This window comes from Lacticaseibacillus parahuelsenbergensis (assembly GCF_030770265.1).
In the GTDB taxonomy this organism is placed as follows: domain Bacteria; phylum Bacillota; class Bacilli; order Lactobacillales; family Lactobacillaceae; genus Lacticaseibacillus; species Lacticaseibacillus casei.
In genome coordinates this window covers 1,628,158-1,650,580 of the sequence record NZ_CP132482.1, presented here as the reverse complement: position 1 = coordinate 1,650,580, position 22,423 = coordinate 1,628,158, and the positions used below count along the sequence as shown (strand labels likewise).

The 22,423-nt window shown below is 48.3% G+C and carries 20 protein-coding genes; 17 read left to right on the top strand and 3 right to left on the bottom strand.

Going from position 1 to position 22,423, the window contains the following annotated elements; translation table 11 throughout:
• The first annotated feature begins 31 nt into the window (after positions 1-31).
• The 7 genes from mltG (at position 32) to LACPH_RS07725 (ending at position 5,528) form a co-directional block, all read left to right on the top strand.
• Positions 32-1,183, top strand: a complete 1,152-nt coding sequence (gene mltG / locus LACPH_RS07755; RefSeq protein WP_306386548.1) for an endolytic transglycosylase MltG — start codon at positions 32-34, stop codon at positions 1,181-1,183.
• A gap of 237 nt (positions 1,184-1,420) precedes the next feature.
• On the top strand, positions 1,421-2,059 hold the full coding sequence (gene udk, locus LACPH_RS07750; RefSeq protein WP_306387691.1) for a uridine kinase: 639 nt from the start codon (positions 1,421-1,423) through the stop codon (positions 2,057-2,059).
• Between the two features lie 66 nt (positions 2,060-2,125).
• Entirely contained in the window at positions 2,126-2,596 is a 471-nt protein-coding gene (gene greA / locus LACPH_RS07745) for a transcription elongation factor GreA (protein WP_010487938.1), read from the top strand.
• Positions 2,597-2,824: 228 nt separating this feature from the next.
• The gene (gene liaF / locus LACPH_RS07740) at positions 2,825-3,529 is read left to right on the top strand and encodes a cell wall-active antibiotics response protein LiaF (RefSeq protein WP_306386547.1); all 705 of its coding nucleotides are present in this window, start codon (positions 2,825-2,827) and stop codon (positions 3,527-3,529) included.
• A complete protein-coding gene (locus LACPH_RS07735) occupies positions 3,526-4,590 on the top strand; it encodes a sensor histidine kinase (protein WP_306386546.1) in 1,065 nt (354 codons plus the stop codon). Before liaF ends, LACPH_RS07735 begins: the two co-directional genes overlap by 4 nt.
• A complete protein-coding gene (locus LACPH_RS07730; RefSeq protein ID WP_039639112.1) occupies positions 4,583-5,248 on the top strand; it encodes a response regulator in 666 nt (221 codons plus the stop codon). The genes LACPH_RS07735 and LACPH_RS07730 overlap by 8 nt, the downstream gene beginning before the upstream one ends.
• On the top strand, positions 5,229-5,528 hold the full coding sequence (locus LACPH_RS07725) for a HesB/YadR/YfhF family protein (protein WP_010487945.1): 300 nt from the start codon (positions 5,229-5,231) through the stop codon (positions 5,526-5,528). Before LACPH_RS07730 ends, LACPH_RS07725 begins: the two co-directional genes overlap by 20 nt.
• Positions 5,529-5,623: 95 nt before the next feature.
• On the opposite strand, the gene LACPH_RS07720 is transcribed toward LACPH_RS07725, so the two are convergent.
• Positions 5,624-8,218: a YfhO family protein gene (locus tag LACPH_RS07720; RefSeq protein WP_306386545.1), complete on the bottom strand. Its 2,595-nt coding sequence runs from the start codon at positions 8,216-8,218 to the stop codon at positions 5,624-5,626.
• Positions 8,219-8,363: 145 nt separating this feature from the next.
• Between LACPH_RS07720 and LACPH_RS07715 the strand changes: the two genes are divergently transcribed.
• From LACPH_RS07715 to LACPH_RS07695, 5 genes are all read left to right on the top strand, one after another.
• Entirely contained in the window at positions 8,364-10,490 is a 2,127-nt protein-coding gene (locus LACPH_RS07715; RefSeq protein ID WP_306386544.1) for a peptidoglycan D,D-transpeptidase FtsI family protein, read from the top strand.
• 189 nt (positions 10,491-10,679) lie between these two features.
• Entirely contained in the window at positions 10,680-11,369 is a 690-nt protein-coding gene (locus LACPH_RS07710) for a rhomboid family intramembrane serine protease (protein ID WP_306386543.1), read from the top strand.
• Positions 11,366-11,620, top strand: coding sequence for a YqgQ family protein (locus LACPH_RS07705; RefSeq protein ID WP_049169498.1), 255 nt, complete (start codon positions 11,366-11,368; stop codon positions 11,618-11,620). Before LACPH_RS07710 ends, LACPH_RS07705 begins: the two co-directional genes overlap by 4 nt.
• Positions 11,613-12,575 (top strand): ROK family glucokinase, encoded by a 963-nt coding sequence (locus tag LACPH_RS07700; RefSeq protein ID WP_010487954.1) that lies wholly within the window; start codon positions 11,613-11,615, stop codon positions 12,573-12,575. Before LACPH_RS07705 ends, LACPH_RS07700 begins: the two co-directional genes overlap by 8 nt.
• Before the next feature lie 22 nt (positions 12,576-12,597).
• Positions 12,598-13,005 (top strand): rhodanese-like domain-containing protein, encoded by a 408-nt coding sequence (locus LACPH_RS07695; protein ID WP_010487956.1) that lies wholly within the window; start codon positions 12,598-12,600, stop codon positions 13,003-13,005.
• 70 nt (positions 13,006-13,075) lie between these two features.
• Here LACPH_RS07695 and LACPH_RS07690 read toward each other — a convergent pair whose 3' ends face one another.
• Complete coding sequence (locus tag LACPH_RS07690; RefSeq protein WP_010487958.1) at positions 13,076-13,255, bottom strand: DUF3042 family protein; 180 nt, start codon at positions 13,253-13,255, stop codon at positions 13,076-13,078.
• 68 nt (positions 13,256-13,323) lie between these two features.
• Here LACPH_RS07690 and miaA point away from each other — a divergent pair, with 68 nt between their 5' ends.
• On the top strand, positions 13,324-14,283 hold the full coding sequence (miaA, locus tag LACPH_RS07685) for a tRNA (adenosine(37)-N6)-dimethylallyltransferase MiaA (protein ID WP_306386542.1): 960 nt from the start codon (positions 13,324-13,326) through the stop codon (positions 14,281-14,283).
• Positions 14,267-15,529 carry a methionine gamma-lyase family protein gene (locus LACPH_RS07680; protein WP_025013682.1) on the top strand — a complete coding sequence of 421 codons (1,263 nt, stop codon included), beginning with the start codon at positions 14,267-14,269 and terminating at the stop codon, positions 15,527-15,529. Before miaA ends, LACPH_RS07680 begins: the two co-directional genes overlap by 17 nt.
• A gap of 107 nt (positions 15,530-15,636) precedes the next feature.
• Here LACPH_RS07680 and LACPH_RS07675 read toward each other — a convergent pair whose 3' ends face one another.
• Positions 15,637-17,727 carry an Orn/Lys/Arg family decarboxylase gene (locus LACPH_RS07675; protein WP_306386541.1) on the bottom strand — a complete coding sequence of 697 codons (2,091 nt, stop codon included), beginning with the start codon at positions 17,725-17,727 and terminating at the stop codon, positions 15,637-15,639.
• Positions 17,728-18,033: 306 nt separating this feature from the next.
• On the opposite strand from LACPH_RS07675, the gene LACPH_RS07670 reads away from it, so the two are divergent.
• From LACPH_RS07670 to LACPH_RS07660, 3 genes are all read left to right on the top strand, one after another.
• On the top strand, positions 18,034-18,396 hold the full coding sequence (locus tag LACPH_RS07670; protein ID WP_010487965.1) for a MerR family transcriptional regulator: 363 nt from the start codon (positions 18,034-18,036) through the stop codon (positions 18,394-18,396).
• 18 nt (positions 18,397-18,414) lie between these two features.
• A complete protein-coding gene (gene glnA / locus LACPH_RS07665; RefSeq protein WP_010487966.1) occupies positions 18,415-19,755 on the top strand; it encodes a type I glutamate--ammonia ligase in 1,341 nt (446 codons plus the stop codon).
• Positions 19,756-19,996: 241 nt separating this feature from the next.
• The gene (locus LACPH_RS07660; protein WP_306386540.1) at positions 19,997-22,390 is read left to right on the top strand and encodes a Xaa-Pro dipeptidyl-peptidase; all 2,394 of its coding nucleotides are present in this window, start codon (positions 19,997-19,999) and stop codon (positions 22,388-22,390) included.
• Positions 22,391-22,423: the final 33 nt, after the last annotated feature.

Here is a 22,423-nt window from a genome sequence, read left to right as displayed (position 1 = left end):
AACAATAGTATGTAAAAAGGAGGCATCTTTTTTGGATAGGCGATCCCGACATGTAGAGGACAAACGGCGGTTGCGCGCCGATGAAAAAAAGGCGTCGCACAAGATTGTCGCGTGGGTTCTGGGTATCTTGTTTGCGGTGCTGGTGATTGTTGGCCTGATGGGGTATCGGTACGTCCACTCGGCACTTCAGCCGGTGAATCCGAATGGTCAGACTTCTGTCAATGTAACGGTGCCTGCAGGTTCATCCACCAAACAAATTGCCGCCAAATTGGAAGCCAAGCACGTGATCAAAAGTGCCATGGTGTTCAATTATTATGTCAAGTTTCACAACATTGCTGACTTTCAGGCCGGCAGTTATCAGTTGACACAACGTGATTCGATGAATCAGGTGATCCAAAAGTTGCGGGCTGGCGGCACAGCAGCCACCGCGGCCGGACAGCTGCTAGTTAAAGAAGGCGCGACAATCGAGCAAATCGCAACATCCGTGAATAAGCTGGGTAAGTCAAATCAGAATTTGACAAGCAAGAAGTTCATGGCGCTCATGAAAAATCAGACATTCTTTGCTAAAATGGCCAAGAAATACCCGCAGCTTCTGAGTTCTGCTGCTTCGGCTCAAGGCGTTCGCTACCGCTTGGAAGGTTATCTTTTCCCAGCCACTTATAGTGTGAGCGCTGGCGAGACGGTAGAAGATCTGGTTGAAGCGATGTTAGCCAAAACCGACAGCGTCATGCAAAGTTACTATAAGAGCATCAAGAAGCAAGGTTATACGGTTCAGGAAGTCATGACCTTGGCTTCGCTGGTTGAGCGTGAAGGGGTGACCCAGGAAGATCGCCGGACAATTGCCGGGGTCTTCTTGAACCGAATTGATGCGGATATGCCATTGCAATCCGATATTTCGGTTATGTATGCTTTAAACACACATAAAACCCATTTGACCAATAAAGATACCAGTGTTGATTCGCCGTATAACCTATATGTGCACACCGGTTACGGGCCGGGTCCATTTGATTCGCCAAGTGAGCAAAGTATCACCGCGGTGTTGAGTCCAAACGACCGCAGCAAGCATTATCTGTACTTTGTTGCCAACCTGAAGACCGGCGAAGTGCTGTATGCCACCACGCGTGAACAACACGACGAGAACACGGCTAAGTTTGCCAGCGATAACTCATCAGTCAATAAGTAATTTATATGTTGGCCCTAGCGCCCCTTATCCACGACTTTAGTAGCATGATTTACTTATGGATTGATCTTGACAGGCAAGACGGAGCAGTTCTATCGTGTTAGAATCAGTGGCGAAAGTTTAGTGACTCAATTAAAGAAAAACGGCCTTGGAAATGATGCTTGAATGCTGGACATCTTTTCCAAGGCTGTTGTGCGCAGTTTTTTCTGTCAACGATTTAAATTGAAAGAAGGCCAGCAGATGCAGCAAAAGAAACCCATTGTGATCGGTGTGACCGGTGGTTCTGCCAGTGGCAAGACCAGCGTCAGTCGGGCGATTTTCGATCACTTTTCCGGGCATTCTTTGCTCTTGCTGGCACAGGATGCGTATTATAAGAAAAGCGACAAACCGTTCTCTGAGCGGAAGAAAATCAATTATGATCATCCGTTGGCGTTTGACACTCCGCTACTGAAGCATCACCTGGATGAGTTGACCCATCGCCACGCGGTTGACCAGCCCGTTTATGATTACACGATTCATAATCGTTCGGATAAAACGGTGCACCTTGAGCCTAAAGATGTGATCATTCTTGAAGGGATTCTGATTCTTGATGATGAGTCGTTACGTAACATGATGGACATTAAGGTATTTGTCGATACAGATGACGATATTCGTGTCATTCGTCGGATCCGGCGCGACATGATTTCGCGCGGGCGGACACTAGATTCAATTATTAATCAATATTTAAAAACCGTAAAACCGATGTATCATCAATTTGTTGAACCAACGAAACGCTATGCGGATCTGATCGTTCCGGAAGGCGGTCAGAATCAGGTCGCCATTGATTTACTGGTGACCAAGATCAAAGCCATTCTAGCGGAACGCGGTTTACAAGAGTAGCCATTGACAAATGGCTCCCGGATTAATAAAGTGACTAAGGAAAATAAGAAGTGAGGTAAGTATTTTATGGCAGACAAAAGCTATCCGATGACAGCAGAAGGTAAAAAGAAACTTGAAAACGAGCTTGAAGAGCTTAAAACCAAGAAGCGCCCAGAAGTCATTGAGCGCATCAAGGTAGCTCGGGGGTTCGGCGATTTGTCCGAAAACTCAGAGTACGAAGCAGCCAAGGATGAGCAATCCACACTTGAAAATCGGATCGTGACGATTCAAACAATGCTGCGTTACGCCGAGATCATTGATGCCAAGGCCGTTGCCAAAAACGAAGTCTCCATTGGTAAAAAAGTGACCTTTGAAGAAGACGGCGACGAGGAAACATACGAAATTGTCGGGGCAGCGGAAGCCGATGCTTTCAATGGCAAGATCAGTAATGAAAGCCCGATTGCCCAAGGCCTTATTGGTCGTAAAGTTGGCGACAAAGTTACCATTAACACCCCAGGCGGCGAAATGACCGTGACGATTACAAAAGTTGAAGGCTAATCTCATTTTATAAAAGCTAGCCGGCAAGCACATCTCCGACGACGAGGATGTGCTTGCTGGCTTTTCTTATGAGCAAATATCACTTGCAGGTGAATATCAGCCTTACGCCCTAAGCTAGCGAGCCTTTGATTCGTTATAATAAATCAAGGATATGGTAGTGGGCTACGAATTTGGTGATGCCTCACTGCCAGATAAATTCACTAGTTTGATTAAAAGGAGGGATCGCAAATGCGCCGCTGGCAACTGTTTTTGGGGATTGAATTTGCGCTCTTACTCTGGCTAGGATTCCAGATCATTACGAATCCCATGGCGTTGGCAACGATCCTGATTGGCTTTCTGTTTCTTTTCTTAGGCATGCACTGGCACCGGCTGCGGACTTTTAGTGTCACGTTTGGCGGTGTTTTAATGGTACTAGGTATTTTCATTAATCCCGCGATTTGGCTCATATTGATGGTGGCCGGGATCTTTTTGATGATGATTCTGACCAAGCCAAAAGCAGGCTTTTCTGTTTGGAATCATAAACAGTACGTTGCGCCGGTCACGGAGGCCCCAGGCAAAAAAGCTGGACGGCGAACCATTCATTCCTGGGCGGGGCGGCAAACGATTGCACCCAGTTACGATTGGGATGACATCAACATGGTGGTGCCGGCCGGCGATACCATCATTGACCTGGGCGACACTTTTTTACCCAAAGGCGATAGCGTGATTATGATTCGCAAAGGCTTTGGTAAAACCAGAATTTTGGTTCCCGTGGGTGTTGGCGTTGCTGTAGAACATGCGACGTTTTATGGGCGGCTGCATTTTGAAGATTCCGATTCGATGCTGCATAGCCAAAGTGTGACCGCTTATTCGCAGGATTACGATGATGCACCGCGCCGAATCCACATTATCACGAATGTGGTGGTGGGCGACTTGGAGGTGCTGGCAGTATGAGAAGACGGATGTTAGTCGGCTTTTTTATGATCCTGCTGGTCTGGACGATTTTGGTCGAGGCCTGTTTGGTGTTTATGCTGGCAAAAGTGACTCGTCATGATTTCCTGCAACTGTTGTTGGCGAACGTACTTTCGGCGCCGCTATTTGTTTACCTTTTCATCGGGGCATTACTGATAAGCTCAGGCGCCACCGTGATCGTGTTATGGCGGCAACGGGTGATGCGCAATCAACTGGATAGTCGCCTAGCGCAATTAAATGCTGGACAATATCAGGCCCCGATTTTTAATCGCTCCCAGCAAGCAGTTGCTGCATTAGGCCAACAGCCAGCTGACTTGCTTGAAGCGTTACGGCAAAAAATGATACGCTTACAACGTGAGATTGAACGTTATAGTAATACGCCTGTCCGCTTTTCCGGCGAAACCCGTGAGGCCATTCTAACCGGTGAACGGCATCGGTTAGCTCGCGAACTGCATGATTCCGTTTCCCAGCAGTTATTTGCGGCGATGATGATGTTGTCCGCACTGCGGAGTGTCGCAGAACGCGATCCTAAGCAGGAGGCTTTGCAGAAGCAGTTGGATACGATTCAAAAAGTGATCAATGAAGCCCAGGCGGAAATGCGGGCGTTGCTATTGCATCTGCGTCCGACCAACCTTGAAGGCAAGTCGCTAAAGCAGGGAATCATTCAGTTGTTGAAAGAATTGCAAACCAAGATTACAATCAAAATCACATGGCAATTGGATGACATTAAGTTAAATGCGGCGACTGAAGATAATCTTTTCCGGATCGTTCAGGAGTTACTTAGCAATACATTACGCCATGCCAAGGCCGATAGCCTCGAAGTTTATCTGAAGCGGTTGCAAGATATGGTTATTTTGCGTATGGTGGATGATGGTGTTGGGTTTGATCCAAAAGAAACTAGTGGCAACGGTAACTATGGTCTTGCCAATATCAAGGAACGCGCGGCGGCCATGGGCGGAACAGCCAAGGTTGTGAGCGTAGTCGGTCAAGGAACCAGTGTTGAAGTCAGAGTACCGTTATCAAAGGATGTTGCGCATGATTAAAGTATTGATCGTTGATGATCACGAAATGGTTCGATTGGGACTGGCGACGTATATTGGCGTTCAGCCTGACTTAGAGGTGGTCGATCAAGCCGAAAACGGGCAGGAAGGCGTCGATATGGCGCTGAAGGATCGGCCTGATATTATCTTGATGGATCTGGTCATGCCCGTTAAAGATGGTATCACAGCCACTAAGGAGATTCTGAAAGCATGGCCACAAGCGCGGATTATCATTTTGACCAGTTTCATCGATGATGCCAAAGTGTATCCAGCCATGGAGGCAGGGGCGGCGAGTTATATTCTGAAAACCGCCACAGCGGAAGAAATTGCCAAAGCCATCCGCCAGACTGCCAAGGGCGAACGCGTACTTGAGCCGCAAGTGACCACCAAGATGATGAATCGCATGAATCATCCGCAACCACAGTATGACGAACTGACCAACCGCGAACGCGAAGTTTTGCAGTTGATTGCGCAAGGCAAGTCGAATCAGGAGATTGCCACAGCATTATTTATTACATTAAAAACGGTTAAAACGCACGTCTCAAACATATTAGCCAAGTTGGATGTCGAGGATCGGACCCAGGCAGCGATTTATGCGCTAAAGCATGGTCTGGTCAAAAATGATCAAGGAGATGATGGGGTTGCAACTCGCGATCACTGATAAAGCAAGTCAATGGTTTCACCGTGAATTGAATTTACCGGATCAAGGTGCCGGTATTCGCTTCTTCGGGAAAGCTTATGGGAAGACCCAGGTTCATGATGGTTTTAGCGTGGGGATGACAAGGGATGATCATCCAGAGCATCCAATTATGTCAGTCGAAAAAGACGGCGTGACCTATTTCGTCAATCCGACCGATGCATGGTTCTTTGAAAACCTTGCGATGACGGTTGATTATGACGCCCATCTGGATGAACCTAAGTACGAATTTAAAGAAGAATAAGGCAGATTGTAGTCATACTTCATGTATGATTAATCTGCACGCAAAAAATCCTTGGGCGCGGTTGGCTGTTGCGTAAGGATTTTTTGCTTTTCAGATCATGATTTCCGATAGGGCTGGTGCCGAGTTGTGACAAACCACCACCTTGTCGTCAGAAGCAAGCCGATAACCGTTATCAGGCTGCCCCAGCCCAATAATGGCGGCGTGTAGCGCATGGTGATGCGATAATGCCCGGGCTTAAGCGGAATGGCCATGAAAATGCCAAGACTGGTTTTGACGGAAACCGGACGGCCGTTAACGCGGACGTGCCAGCCTGGTGCCGTTGGGATCGTTGTTTGTAACATTTGGTTTGGTCTGCGAATGGTGACATCAGCCGCAATGGTTGTGTCAGTGGCGTGTTTAACCCGCCAACCGCCAGCTTGTAACTGTTTGAGATCGTGTTGGATAGTACCGACATCAGCTTGATACAGACCAACATTGTCAAACCACGCTTCCTTTTTATTGAGCTGAAAAGTTAATGATTGCTCCTGGAGACCCTTCTTAGGTGTGACATTCACTGTGATGGTGTCGTTAAAACTGTCAGGTAGCGCCACGATTTTCCCATTTTGCTTGAGGCTCACTAGGTGATTGGCAAAATGACTGCCAAGCGTCAGAACGTAGCATTTTCCCGCTTGCGGTTTGAAACGATAAGTCACAGTATGGCGGCCTTTGCCAATCTTGGTAAATGTCGACGTGCCATTTGATGTCGTGCGGCGGACGCCGGAAAGCGACGGCTCGGGGAGTGGCAACGCCCTAAAATAAGGATCGGTGTCTTTTCCCAGTGCGGCCTGGAGAATAAACGATTGATTGGCGACAGGTGTATCACTATAAAGTTGCTGTTTCAGTAAATCGGTGCTGGCCGCAAAGCCGATTTGTTGAGCGAATGGCGACCGCAGAATTTTCCAGGGGCCGACTTGGTTCACTTGCCGATACCACTTTAAATCAGGTCGTTGCCCGGCATCAGGGAGAGAAGACAGCGCATGAGTCGGCGTCAAAAAATACTTCATCCCCAGCAGGCTATCCGTGATTAACGTGCCATTGGTGTATGCAACCGAGCCATCGTCTTCGGGTTGGCCAATTTGTCCAAAGAACTTCGGCAAAGCAGGCTCAAGCAGCGAGTTAAATTGGTCAGCCCCGCGATAGTTGCCAGTCATCGGATCGTTACGCGTCCGAATTGTAGTTTTGCCAATGCGAAAGAATCCGTGATCTTCTTTCTTAACGGCGTTGGCATCTTGGACGAGCGCCGCGGTATAATCGTGGTAATCACGGTGGTCGAGGTAAGCCAGCTGATTCAGTGTCAGAATCATGCTGCCGCTCATGTCGACCAAAACAATGGCAAACCCAAACCATAACGGTCGGTGCTGGTCCAGACTGAGCCACACGAGCACTAGTAACAGCGAACCGATACCAAACACGAGATTACCGAAAGTCAAAAAGCTGAAGTGTTTCAGATTAAGTGCGACATCACCATAAATCAGCCCGAATACGATGAGTAAAATGACGAGCTTTTGAAGCGATAATCCTGTTTCTATCTTTGCCAGACTACTAATACCTAAACTCAGGAACCAGAAGCACAAGACAAATGTAAAACGATACGGATACCAAACCGGAAATTGAAAACCATGCCACAATAAATCCAGCGGTTCGAACATGCAGGAAAGTAGCAAGAAACCGGTCACCAAGGCAGCCGCAATTTTCTGCCGCCATGACTGCTGTCTGGATAAGAAGAAAAGGACTGCTAGAACAAATCCTAAGGCGCCGACGTAAATATTCGGGAACCCTGAAGGCATTTGATCAAAGTTGAAACTGCCCGGGATCAGCTTGCTTAACAAGCGATCCGGGGCATACTCAAAGCGCCACTGGAACGTTTTGACCGTATAAGTTGCTTTGGATTGGGCAAGTTGAAACCAGGTTGGAAGGAGTACCACGGCGCTGCACATAGCTGCCAGTAAGCTGGCGCCTATAAAGCGCAGGCCGATGCGCCAGGCGTGCCGCCAAGACTTGGCATGGGCACCGAGCCAATAAGCGGCGTATAATACCAGAAACAAAGCGATCATATAGCCTGTGTAAAAGTTAATGATTAGGGCAGCTGCCAGCCAGCCGATATAGGCAATGTTCCGGCCTTTGGTGAACAACGCCTCCGCACTTTGAACGATCAGCGGCAGCAAAATCGCTGCATCTAGCCACATCAAGTTGAAACTGTTTGCCAACAGCCAACCGCTAAGCGCATATGCCAATCCAAAAGCGGAAATCATCAGCCCGTTAATTCCGTGGTGTTTGGCATACCACCCCATGGTTAATCCGGCCGTGCTGATTTTTAGAATCATGATCAAAAAAGCAGCAACATCCAGCATGTCAGCGGGGAAAAGAATTACCAACAAATTAAACGGACTCAGTAAATAATATGCAAAGACGCCAAACATGTCGCCGCCTAATCCTTTATTGAAGGCATAAAAAAGCTGTCCCGGGTGGCCGAGCAGAGTTTGGCGAAGATAGGCAAAAAAGTCAATATACTGTTGGCCCAGATCAACCGTGAGCACGCTGCTGGAACCAAACGGGAAAACGCCGCGAATAGCAAAGTAAAAACCGACTAACAGTCCCGGCAGTAAAAAACTAAGGATCAGCGGATTGTTTTTTAACCATCGTCGTCGCACAGGTACCCACCAACTTCTAAATTAAAATTAATTCCGGCTTATTTTCGTCCGGCATCGCTATTTCAAGCATATCATAAGACACATAGCGTTTTGCCGGGTTCTTTGCTACACTTTAAAAGATAGAGATTTCAAAGGAGCATTTAGGGTGAAGTACATTCGTACACCGCAGCCGAAACGAAATAAAAGTCACATTCCGTTTCGCTTAAATTTATTGTTTTTCATTGCGTTTCTTTTGTTAGCGGCACTGGTTGCCCAGCTAGCTTATTTGCAGATTCTAAATGGTCCCCGATTGGCTGCCGAAGTCGATCGGACGAACAAAACAACGGTCACCGGCAATGTACCGCGTGGGTTGATTTATGACAGTAAGGGACGCGCGCTTGTCACTAACAAGGCCAACAATGCGATTACCTATACCAAGAGTGTCGGGACCAAATCTCAACAGATGTATGACATTGCCAATCAGCTGGCAAGGTTGATTGATAAGCCGGCTGAGAATCTGACCAAACGTGATTATATTGACTATTACCTGGCCCAGACCAAGGTGTCAAAAAGAATCACCAAAAAACTGCCTAAGAAGATTCAGGATTTGCCGTCAGCGGATTCGGATAAATTGTACAAATATCAAGTTGCCTATGTTCGCCAACATATGCCGACGTTGACGCCTATTCAAAAAGAGGCAGCCGGGCTTTATAAAATCATGAATGGTGCTACGCAGTTATCCACGGTTTATTTGAAAAATCAAAATGTCACTGCCCACGAAGTCGCGGTTGTCGGTGAGCGGCTGACACAGATGCCAGGCGTTAACCTTGGTACTGATTGGGAACGCTCATACCCTAATGGCGAGTCGATGACCTCGATCATCGGCCGCGTTTCCAACGAAAAAAGCGGGCTGCCTGCGGATGAATTGAACGCATACTTGGCGAATGGGTATGCGCGCAATGACCGTGTCGGCACCAGTTACTTGGAAAAAGCGTACGAGAATGTTTTAAAGGGATCAAAGAGTCAGACCCAGGTTGAAATCGGCAATAATAACCAAATTGTCCAGTCGGTTTCTAAATTCAAAGGACAGCAAGGTGCCAATCTGAATCTGACCATTGATTCGGAATACCAAAAGAAAGTCGAAAAGGCGTTGGATGACACCTTTAGTTCGGTTCGCTCGGCCGGTGCCGGCAGTTTATCGGATGGTGCATATGCCGTGGCAATGGATCCAAATACCGGGCGGATTCTGGCCATGGCCGGGCAACATCAGGATACGCAGACCCATAAAGTCGAAGACGATGCGCTTGGGGTTATCAATCGTGCCTTTGTTGTCGGGTCTGCGGTCAAAGGGGCAACGGTTCTCGGTGCACTTCAAGACGGAGTTATTACGGTTGATCACAATACCCAGGCAGACACGCCGATTTATTTGCCGGGTACACCAGTTAAAAAATCCGTTTACCCTGTCGGTACGTTCAGCTCGCTGGATGCTGCTTCAGCGCTGGAAGTGTCCAGTAACATTTACATGATGTGGCTGGCGATGAAGGAAGGCCATTACGCTTACTCGCCAAATAATTATCTAAAACTAGACAACAACATTTTCAGCAAGATGCGCGGCTACTTCAATCAGTTCGGTTTAGGGATTAAGACCGGCATTGACTTACCTGGTGAAATTGCCGGGCTAGAAGGTAAGACGCATGACACGTCAGGTAACCTACTCGTGGGGTCAGCGCTGGACTTGGCTTACGGGAACTACGATAACTACACCTTGATTCAGATGCTGCAATACATCAGTGCGATTGCTAATAATGGCTACCGGATGCGCCCTTATCTGGTCAATAGTATTAGTCAGACCTTGAGCGATGGCAGTAAAGGACCGACTTTAAGCACCACTCAGCCATCTGTGACGTCTAAAATCGAGAATACGCAAGCGCAAATCGATCTGGTTAAGCAGGGCATGTGGCAGGTTGTCCATGGTACGAACGGGTGGACGACGGCGACGTCTCTGAATAGTCTGAATCCTGGGGTCGCTGGGAAAACCGGGACTGCGCAAGGCTTTACTCGTCAATCAAAAGGGTCGGCGTTGACTGAGACCATTACGGAAAGTTTTGTTGGGTATGCGCCCGCGAAAAATCCCAAAATTGCGATCGCGGTTATTATTCCCAACCTGAAAGCTGAAACGACGACGCCTTATCAGCTGCAAATTGCCAAGGAAATGTTTAGCGACTTCTACAAGATGAATGACATCAAAGAAGACAAGGGCTATTCCATTCATCAAAAGACCGTCAATGGTTAACGTTGTTTTGTTGGCAGCGTGTGCAAAAAATGCTAAACTACTACAAGAACATGGCCGTCAAGTGATTGATTGGCACTGGTGGCAATGGGAAAACAACAGGGTCACCTGTTGTTTTTTTAGCGAGATTGCCGCTTGGCGACGGTTATACACGCACTTGCTGCTTGGACAGTCAAGTTAGAAAGGATTTCAATGAACTACGCAAATTGGCGCTCACGTTTTCAAAATTCAGCCTATGTGACCAACGGCATTCTGGCCGTCACGATTTTGGTGTTCATTCTAGAGACACTTTCCGGTGGCAGCACCAATACTGAAGTGCTGATTGCTTATGGTGCCCGAGCTAATCCGCTTATTTTATACGGACAATGGTGGCGCCTGATCACCCCGGTATTTGTTCATATTGGCTTAACGCACATCTTGATGAATGGCTTTTCGTTATATTTTTTAGGCGAAATGACGGAACGTTTATTTGGTCATTGGCGGTTCTTCCTGCTATATTTCATTTCCGGTTTTGCCGGCAACGTGGCAAGTTTTGCTTTCAGTCCCAACACGTTGGCAGCAGGAGCCAGCACCGCGATTTTTGGGTTGTTAGGAGCTTGCTTGATGTTGGGGGATACCTACCGCTATAACCCCGTCATTCGGCAATTGTCGCGTCAATTTTTGTTGTTGGTTGTCTTGAACTTGGCATTTAACCTTTTCTCTAGCGGCGTTGATATTTATGGACACATTGGCGGTGTGCTAGGCGGTTTCTTAGCGGCCGGCATGTTGGGAGCCCCGGCACTTGGTCGTATGGGGACTGTTCGGCGCGTCGCTTCGGCAGTCACCTTGATCTTTGGACTGGTTGCTTTGATTTTATTTGGAATTCAGCGCGGAATCGTATGAAAACTTATTATGATGTTTTGCAATTATTAAAGAGCTTTGGCACTTTTATCCATGTCGGTAAACGGGTGTGGGATATTGAGCTGGCAGCACTAGAATTAGACCGTTTGCATCAGGCAAAATTGATTGACGATAAGGTTTATCTGAATGCGAAAGTTGTTTTGCGGCATGCCCATGAACAAGAAGAGCAAGATCCCTTGAATCACGATTTACCTTTGCATTCGAACCAACGGAGGAATGATCAAAATGAATAATCAAAAATTAATCGGGGTTGACTTAGGCGGTACAACCATTAAATTTGCTATTTTAACGCAGGCGGGCGATATTCAGCAGCGCTGGAGTATCGACACCAACATTCTGGATGAAGGCAGCCATATTTTGCCGGATATTGTGACGTCAATTAACGAACACCTAAAACTTTACAACATGTCGCCAGCCGATTTTGCCGGCATCGGCATGGGGTCTCCGGGTTCTGTTGATATCAAAGCTGGCACCGTTATTGGCGCATATAATTTGAACTGGAAAACATTACAGCAAGCCAAAAAAGTGATCGAATCCGGCACCAAGATTCCTTTCAACATTGATAATGACGCCAATGTTGCGGCATTGGGCGAACGCTGGAAAGGCGCCGGTGAAAATGATCCGGATGTGACCTTCGTGACGCTCGGTACGGGCGTTGGTGGGGGCATTATTGCAGATGGCGAGCTGTTACATGGCGTTGCCGGTTCTGCCGGTGAGTTAGGACATGTCACCGTCGATCCGGTTAACGGGTATCTATGTACCTGTGGCAAGCGCGGCTGCCTCGAAACAGTAGCTAGTGCGACCGGCGTGGTGCGGGTTGCTCGGGACATGGCAGAAGAATTTGCCGGCGACTCAAAGTTGAAGCAAACGCTGGACGATGGGGACGAGATTTCTAGCAAAATCGTTTTCGATTTGGCAAAAGACGGCGATCGCCTGGCTTTGATGATTGTGGACCGGGTTTGCTTCTATCTTGGTTTGGCCTTAGCGAACGTTGGTAATTTATTGAATCCGAAATTCATCGTCATCGGTGGCGGTGTGTCGGCAGCGGGCGACTTTTTGCTTAAACGCGTCGATAAGTATTTCAAAGAAAATACGTTCCCGAATGTTCGTGAAACCACCCGATTGCGGTTGGCAACGTTGGGCAATACAGCTGGCGTCATTGGGGCCGCAAGCTTGGCGCTGAAGTAAGGGAAAAAGGAGAGTCGTGTAAGTGTTAACTTATCTGTTAATCTTTGTTGGATTATTTTTAATTTACTGGGGCTTCAGCTGGTTGTGGAGCTATTATCAAAAGTCGAAATTCAAGGCCATCGGTGGCGAAATTTCACCTGAAGAATTTGAGCACACGATGCGCAAAGCCCAGATTATCGACTTACGGGAACGCAACGAATTCAAAGCAGGCCATATTCTTGGTGCGCGTGACCTTCCGTATACGCAGCTGCGTGAGCGGTTAGGCGAGATGCGTAAAGATTTGCCGGTCTATCTCTATGACAAAACCGGCGTCCTTTCGTTGCGGGCAGCACGGCGCTTGCGCAAGAATGGCTTTGAGAAGATCAGCTGGTTAAAAGGCGGTTACGATAACTGGTCAGGCAAAATCAAAAAAAGCCCGACTAATTATTGAGCCGTACATAGGCAGCAAAAAAAGCAATCGCACTGGTCGATTGCTTTTTTGTTAAGCGATGCTTATTTGCTTAGCCTTGATGGGCTGAGAAGCGTTTGCGATTAGCTTTGCGCCGATTTTCATTGATTTCATCGGCCTTGGTTTCAACAGGTTCGACATAGTTTTTCTTGAAGGCGAAAACACTGCCGGCAATGGCGCCAAGCGTCATCAACGTGCCAACGAAAAAGCCGCGTGCAAATTTATGTTTCATGAGAATCCCCCCTGATTGGTGATCTGTGATACTGAATTTATTATACTATATTGATGGAGCTTAATGAAATGGATAAACCGGTAAACCGCATCGTCATGATTGTGGGACCAACAGCAGTGGGTAAAAGTGATCTTGGCATTTACTTGGCCCAGCAGCTTCAAGGCGAAGTCATCAATGGTGATGCGTATCAAATTTATCGTCATATGAATATCGGTACCGCCAAAGTCATGCCTGACGAGATGGCTGGCGTCCCGCATCATTTACTGGATATCGTTGAGCCAACGATGCCTTACACGGTTGCTAAGTTTAAAGAAGCCGCCGAAAATGCCATCACGATGGTCAGTGAACGGCATCATCTGCCGATTTTAGTTGGCGGGACCGGTTTTTATTTGAATAGTTTACGCCTGAATCTGCCGCTGGGTGGTAAAGCGCCGCCAAAAAGTGTCCGTCAGCGATGGCAAAAGGTATTAGCCGAGCATGGTGCGTCATGGTTATGGACGCAGTTGGTACAGCGTGATCCGGTCGCGGCCAAGCAGATTGAACCTGCTAATACGCGCCGGGTGATTCGCGCACTGGAAGTCATTGAATTGACTGGCAGGCGGTTTTCCGAACAGCCTCAGCCCCAACCGCTTTATGAAACATTGGTTATCGGCTTGACCACGGACCGCGCGGTTTTATACGAGCGAATCAATGCGCGGGTGGATGCCATGATGGTTGAGGGACTGGAAGCAGAAGTCGCCAATTTGTTAAAAACCGTTCCGCCTGATGCTCAGGCAATGCAGGCCATTGGCTATAAAGAACTGGTTCCATATTTTAAAGGTCAAGCTGATTTGGCTGACTGTGTGGCACTCATCAAGCAGCATTCACGCCACTTTGCCAAACGGCAGCTGACGTATTTTCGCAACCAAATGCCGACACACTGGTTTGATTTGGTTGCTCATCCGGAAGAAAAGCAGGCAGTGGTTGCGTTAGTGCGGCGATGGCTGAAGCAACCGGTTAAAGGAGAAAAAGATGAGTTGGACAGATAAATTTGATCCCGCCTTATTAAAAATGGTCAGGGAAGTCGATACCCAAATCGCACCACAATTGGCTGCGATTGATGAACGAATTTTGGAGAACCAAGATAAAGTTTTAACGAGCTTTCAGAAACACCATGTTGCCGAAAGCTATTTAACCGGATCAACCGGTTATGGCCATAACGATGAGGGCCGCGATGTGCTTGAGGCCATCTATGCTGACGTTTTAGGCGGTGAAGATGCGCTTGTGCGGCCGCAATTTGTCTCCGGCACCCACGCCATCGGGGTTGCATTGCTTGGGCTTGTCCGCCCGGGGGATGAGATTTTGTACATCACCGGAAAGCCGTATGATACGTTGCAAGAGGTGTTGGGACTTGCTGGCAACGGCATTGGTAGTCCTAAAGAATATGGCATTGGCGTCGATTATGTCGATCTTTTGCCAAATGGGGCAGTCGACAATGACGCGGTTAAGGCACGGCTGACCGCTAAAACCAAAGTGGTTGCGATTCAGCGTTCGCGTGGGTATGCAACGCGCGATTCGTTTACGGTTGATCAGATTGCCGCAATGATCAAAGTTGTTCGCAGCGTTTTGCCAAATGTCTGGATTTTTGTCGACAATGCTTATGGCGAATTTTCCGAAACAACCGAACCACTTGAAGTAGGCGCCGATGTCATGGCGGGGTCGCTGTTTAAAAATGCTGGGGGCGGCATGGCCAAAACCGGTGGGTATATTGTCGGCAAGAAGGATTTAATTGAGCGCATCAGCTATCGCTTTACAGTTCCTGGTCTTGGTGGTGCCGAGGGGGCGACTGTCGGTGCGCTGGCTGATATGTATCAAGGTTTCTTCATTTCACCGCAAACAACCGGTAATGCGATTAAAGGCGCCATCTTTGAAGCAGCCTTATTTGCAAAGTTAGGCTTAGATGTATCACCAACCTGGGATGCGCCGCGGACGGACCTGATTCAAACGGTTAATTTCGGTAATCAAGCTGACATGGTTAAGTTTGCCAAGGCAATACAAGCCAATTCGCCCGTTGATAGCTTTGTGACGCCGATTCCGGAGAAAATGGCTGGTTACGAAGACGAGGTCATTATGGCCGGTGGGACGTTTGTAGCCGGTTCGACAGTTGAATTTTCCGGGGATGGTCCGTTGCGTCCGCCATACACGCTTTATTTGCAAGGCGGTTTGACTTACGCGCATATTAAATTGGCAACTATGGGGGCGGCACAATCGACTTTTTTTGATCAAGCTAAATAAACGATTTGTATGTCAAAAAGCGCCAGCGTCACTGCAAACAGGCAGTGCACTGGCGCTTTTTTGATTTGCTCGTGAAAAATGTAAAGTCTGAAAAATTCCAAAAATCGCTATTTCTCAGCGACGACCTGCACGTAAGGTTCACCGTCCGCACCGGTCACAATGCCCTGAATCTCTGGCGTGAATCCGGGAAAACGACGGATGCCGGCAAATAGGGTTTCAAAATAGTGAATGGCCACAGCTCGCCAGCGTTCGCCCGGCACGACGACGAAAATGCCAGGAGGATACGGTAATGCCCCAGCAACGGCGATTCGGCCTTCCGCAGCCTGCAGTGGCACGGTGTCAAATTGTCCACGGACAAAACAGCGATCGGCCGTTTGTGGGGTCATAGCAGTCGGTATGTTGTTCGTATTTGTGAAAAGCAACTGTTGCTGCTGGGCTAATTTAGCTTCGCGGAAAAAATCGGACATTTGCTGGCCCAGTTCGCGTAAGGTCAGATCCTTGTACGCCTCGCCGGTTTCAGCAACTAATTTTGGCAATGTTTCGGTAACGGTTTTGTTGGCAAAGTAATCTTTTTCGAATTGTTGCAAAACTCGGCGAAGGTGCTGCCAGTCGGCTTTAGCAGAACCCGGCGTCACCAAAAATAGCAAGCTGTTCAAATCGGCTTTTTCCGGGACAATTCCGTGATCAAGCAAGTAGCGATCGACCAACCAGCCGCTAACGCCAAATGTTGCCGTTTCCGGTAACAGCACCGTGACTTTGCCAGGGTCAAGAAACGCTTGGTTCGGCTTTAAGTGCAGGAGCTGATGCCACTTAGCGTTAGGCACCATTGCCCAGGCTTCTGCAGAAGTCGTTGCCTTTTGCGGGGTAATTGCGGTTAACGTTGGATTTTGATAGGCCAAAAACAAGCGAGAATCACTTAACGAGCGACGAAAGGCGAGTGCTGCCTGAAGAGCGTCCGCCCAGATTTTTTGACCGCGGCGGCCTTGATTGATCGCAGTATTAGCGACCAACGATGCATAAAGTGGGTAAGAATAGCTAGTGGTGACGTGTTTTAGGTAAGCATGGTTGAATTGCTCATGGGTGACATAGCGTGGCTGTCCTTTGATGTGCGCATCTTTTTTATGAATCTGAGACGCTTGGCCGAAGCCGGATTGTTGCTTGTGAACGCTTTGGGTGACAATAATGCCCGGATCATCCGGACCTAATGGCACCTGCAAAGGATCCATCGGCTTCATGGCCGGAATGAACGGCTCATAGCCGCCCCAAGCAGCGTCAAAGGCGATGTAATCCGTCAATGGGCCAAAAAGATCAAGTAACTGGCGGACATTAGGAACAATTCCATCGAAGGTTTCCAGCTCAAGAATGGTCAGTCTAAACGGATGGCGCTCTTTGGCTTTTTGCGGATCAATGGCCGCAACCAGTTGGCGTAGCCGGTTAGCGCTGATATCAGTAAGGTCGAGTGGACCGATTAATCCGCGTTGGGTACGGAGGGTGTCAAGGTAAACCGGGCGCGCCCCATTTTGCACCAGCGCAGCATTATAAAATGATTTGTGATTATTGCGGTCAAACAAGACCAGATCACCTGGCGTCAACAACGCACTAGCCACAATGTTGTTGGAGCCAGTCGTGCCATTGGTGACAAAATAAGTTTCATCAGCGTGGTATAACCGCGCCGTGGCTTGTTCAGCTGCCAGCGGGCTGCCGCCATGTGTCAACATGTCCCCCAGTGAAGTGACCACATCGCTGGTATCGCTGGCAAAAAAAGTGTCCCCATAAGCTTGATAAAGTAGATAACCGGCGGGGGCCAACCTATCATACTGGCCGCTGTGGTGACCGGGAGTGGCAAAACTTGTCGGGTTTGCCTGTGCAAAATTCAGTAGATCATTTAGAAAGGCGGGAATCATCGTCTTTTCGTAATGTGTCGCTGCCGCGGTGATTTGAGTGAGCAAATTAGCATCAAGTCGCGGTGCTTCAGTCACGTCCAGCTGGCCGGTTGAATCATTTTGGCGGTGGCCAATGACAAAGACCGGCAAAGGCAGTTCACTGACAACAAGTTGGTCAAAGACATTTTGATCGGCCGCATGCACCACCACTGCATTGAAAGCTGCCAAAGGGTAATCATCAAGTGGCAGCCAGTCGGTAGGTAAGTTGACAGATTTCATGGTCGGGGTGTACCCAACGTGTAAATGTAAGGTCATGACGACAACGTCCTTTCGGAAACCTAGTTACTGTTATCATACGTTTCATAGCCGAAAATACCTAGAAAAAATCTGGCTCGCAGTAAGGTTTCGGATTGCTCGGATAATATGGACAAGAATGGCAAGTTGACTTAGCAAAAGACGCTTCTTTTTTGAATAATTAGCTCAACATATTGGTCTATAACAAGTTGACCGTAAAAATAAAATTTTTTCATTTTTTACGGTAAATGTCAGAAAACCTTACATGTTGCGTTGACACCGTTTATCTGGTTTGATAAGCTGACATCGTTGTAAAGGAGGATGCCTATGGCTGAGATCGCTGATCTGAGAACGCGATCGGTTTTGCCGATTGGTACAGTTATGTTGTTAACAGACTTGACTGCCCGCCAGATTCGTTACTATGAAGCCCAGGGGTTGGTCAAGCCCGAGCGCAATGCCGGCAATCACCGAACTTATTCGCTTAATGACGTTGATGAACTACTGGAAATCCGCAGTCAGATGGCCGATGGTTTCACGCTGGCTGACGTCAAGCGGTTGAAGCATCCACGTCATCGCGAGGATAGTGATGCCGAAGTTCGCAAAGTGTTGCGCGACGAACTGCTGAATCAGAGTCGACTCAATCAAAGCCCGGATCCGGGTCCCACCATCGGCTTCCGACAATCACACTAAAGATAGGAGTTCACGTATATGGCAAGAAAAGCAATTACCGCTGATGAGATTCGCCAGACAGTTAAGGATGAGAACGTCTTATTCTTGCGCCTGATGTTTACCGACATTAACGGGATCATTAAGAACGTCGAGGTGCCGATTTCCCAATTGGAAAAGGTGCTGAATAATAAGATTACCTTCGATGGTTCGTCGATTGACGGTTTTGTTCGAATCGAAGAAAGCGATATGCTGCTCTATCCGGATCTTAACACTTGGCTATTGTTCCCGTGGGAGAATGATCACGGTAAGATTGCCCGGCTGATCTGCTCAGTTCATCGTCCAGACGGCACACCTTTTGGCGGCGATCCGCGTAACAATCTGATCCGTGTCGTGAATGAAATGAAAGAAGCTGGCTTCACAGCTTTCAATATCGGCCCTGAACCGGAATTCTTCTTGTTTAAACTGGACGAAAATGGCAATCCGACAACGAAGCTGAACGATCATGGTTCTTACTTCGATTTTGCGCCGCTTGATATGGGCGAAAATTGTCGGCGTGATATTGTCCTTGAGTTGGAAAAGATGGGCTTTGAAGTCGAAGCTTCCCACCATGAAGTGGCACCGGGCCAGCATGAAATTGACTTCAAATATGCCGATGCGTTAGACGCTGCCGATAACATTCAAACCTTCAAACTTGTGGTCAAAACCATTGCCCGCAAACATGGCTTATACGCGACATTCATGCCTAAACCACTTCACGGCATCAACGGTAGCGGCATGCACATCAACATGAGCCTTTTCCACGACAAAGGCAATGCTTTCTATGATCCAAATACCGACGATCAGTTGAGTGAAACGGCGATGCATTTCCTTGCCGGCGTTTTGCGCCATGCTTACGCGTTGACCGCGGTTAACAACCCGACCGTTAACTCGTACAAACGACTCGTACCGGGATTTGAAGCTCCGGTTTATGTGGCTTGGTCAGGCAAAAACCGCTCACCACTGATTCGGGTACCACAGTCACGAGGATTATCCACCCGCTTAGAGTTACGTTCGGTTGATCCGACTGCCAATCCTTACTTAGCCATTGCTGCAATCCTTCAGGCCGGCCTTGATGGCGTCAAAAACCAGTTGAAGCCGGAAGAAGCGGTAGATCGTAACATTTATCGGATGCAAGACGACGAACGCAAAGCAAATCATATTCAAGACCTCCCATCAACCTTGCACAATGCGTTGAAGGCATTGGCGGCTGATGACGTGGTCAAGGCTGCCCTTGGTGAACATTTGTATCAAAGCTTTATGGATTCGAAGAACCTCGAATGGTCCGCATACCGCCAGCAGGTTTCCGAATGGGAACGGCAACAATACCTGGAATTGTATTAATTCCAGCCACCCAAAAGCTGTTGTTAACTTTTTCCTTGACTAACTGGTAAAAACAGTCAAGCATTCAGTAATTTAAAAAGACTTCAGGCGTGATGGCGTCTGAAGTCTTTTTGCGTTAACGGTGCTTATGAAAAGCTCACCGCCATCGTAGGTGCGTTTATGCGGGTTAATAGTTGAAAACGCTAAATGAGATGGCTACACTGAATTTATCACATTTCTCTCATAAAGGACGGCACTGCTCATGAAATTAAACCAATTCGCTCGATTAACCCCTGAATTTAGCCAACAATTAACGGAACTTGCTCGCATCGGCTTGCCGGCAGATCCCCAAGGCCATTTTGCCAATACTGCGGCAGCCTTGTACGCGGCCTTTTTTCCAGAGGCATATCAGCTCGCTGCAAAACAAGATAAATTTGCTCAGATTGCAGTTAATTCGCGACAGAATCTGGCTGAATGGTTGGCATCGGGGCCCACGCAGATGACCCGGCGCGACTTTTATAATGTAGCTTTGCAACTGCTGGGGTTCGAAGCCTTTACCGACTTTGACCTGAGTGATCCGTTGGCTTTTATGGCGGCTACAGAGCTGCCAAGTGTCGATCACGATCTGCTTGATACTAGGGATCTGCTTAAGGCTAGCTACTTATTGCTGACGACGCGAACCAAACATTTAGTCAACTTTCTCGATGATTTAGCCAATCGTGGCTTTTTCAAAGATTTTCAGTCGTCGGCAACCCAACCGAAACCTTTATTGTTTAATGGTAAAGTGCAACAGGTTTTCGATGCGCGCCAAGCTATCCGTGAGGTGGTATGGATTGAGTCTGATGTCGACTCAGACCACGATGGAAAGCGGGATCTTTTAGAAGCGACGATTTATCGACCAAAAGCCACCGAGCAAGGATTGAAGGTTCCCGTTTTGTTTACCGCGAATCCATACTTTCATGGGACCAATGATGTGACGGCTGCGACGCATGTTCCGGAAACGGTTTTGGCAGTCAAGTCACATGGGGCCTCGAAGGCGGAAGTGACAGCTACACCGGCTCAAACCGAAGACTTACCGAAGCGGGTCGTTACTGGCGAGGTGACAGAGGCACAGGCTTATGCCGAAGAAAATAGTATGTATGCGTTCAATGATTATTTTCTTGCGCGCGGATTTGCTGTGGTTTACTCAGCGGGAGTCGGGACGCGGTATTCAGACGGCTTTCGGACCATTGGTGGACCTGAGGAAACGGCCGGGGCTGTGGCAGTGATCGAATGGCTGACCGGTAAGCGCCGGGCGTTCACGAATCGTACTTCAGGTGTTGCTATTAAAGCTTGGTGGTCAACCGGCAAAGTTGCGATGACCGGTAAGTCCTACTTAGCCACGCTGGCCATTGCTGCGGCGACGACCGGCGTTGAGGGGTTGAAAACCATCATTGCCGATGCCGGCATTTCTAGCTGGTATGATTATTACCGCGAAAATGGGCTGGTCGTGGCGCCCGGCGGCTTTCAAGGCGAAGACGCTGATGTTTTGGCAGTTGATACGTTTTCCCGGCAGAAATCCGGCGGCGATATGATTCGCATCAAGTCGGCTTGGGAGCGGCATCTTGCTGCGATTACCCGTGATCAGGATCGGACGACGGGTGCCTATACCGCGTGGTGGGATGCGCGTAATTACCGCAAAAATGCCGCCAACGTCAAAGCCGACGTGGTGTTGATTCACGGGCTCAATGACTGGAATGTGAAACCTAAAAACGCGATTCGCTTCTGGCAGGCAATCTCAGATTTGCCGATTCAAAAGAAACTGATTTTACATCAAGGACAACATGTTTATGTTCACAATGTTCGCTCGTTGGACTTTTTGGACATGATGAACTTGTGGTTGACACATGAGCTGTTAGGGGTAGCCAATGATGTTGCAGATGTTTTGCCGAATGTTATTGTGCAAGATAACGTGACTCCGCAGACCTGGTCAGCCTATACCGATTTTGCTAATCCGGAAGCGGAACATGTGACAACTGAGGTCAACCTGAAGAATGACTTTGAAGCAGCTACCGATCAGTTTACCGATCATGCCACGGCAACGTTTGCGGCGCAACATGACACCAGCGCCAGTTTCGAAAAGGCCATCATTACCCCTAATAGTGCTTACGCTAACAGCCGGTTGTGGTTGACCCAACCAGTGCTTGAGCGTGATCAAATCCTGGAAGGCATTCCACATCTTGAGCTGACGTTGGCAGTTGATGCACCGACCGGCATTCTTAGTGTTCGGCTCGTGGATCTCGGCGAGGCCAAGCGTTTTGGCGAAACCGCAGCCATCGTTGCGGCCAATGATTTACAGTTAGGCTTTGATTTTAAAACAACCGATATTGTCGAATTCAAGCCGGCCGCTAAGCCAACCCTAAGTAAACTGATAACGTTAGGTCATATTAATTTACAAAATCCTAAAAACGCCTACGAAGTGCAGCAAATCACACCGGGCCAGTTTTTTCAAGTGAGTCTGGATCTGCAACCGACGCACTATCACTTACCGACCGGCCGGCAGCTTGCCTTAATCATCCATGGTGCCGATATGGCGCAAACCATTCGCCCGACAAAAACCACGCATTATCAGGTTGACTTGGCGAAAAGTACTTTAACATTGCCATTCCGACTTTAAAAAGTACCGTCCACGGTTGAGGACAACATCGTC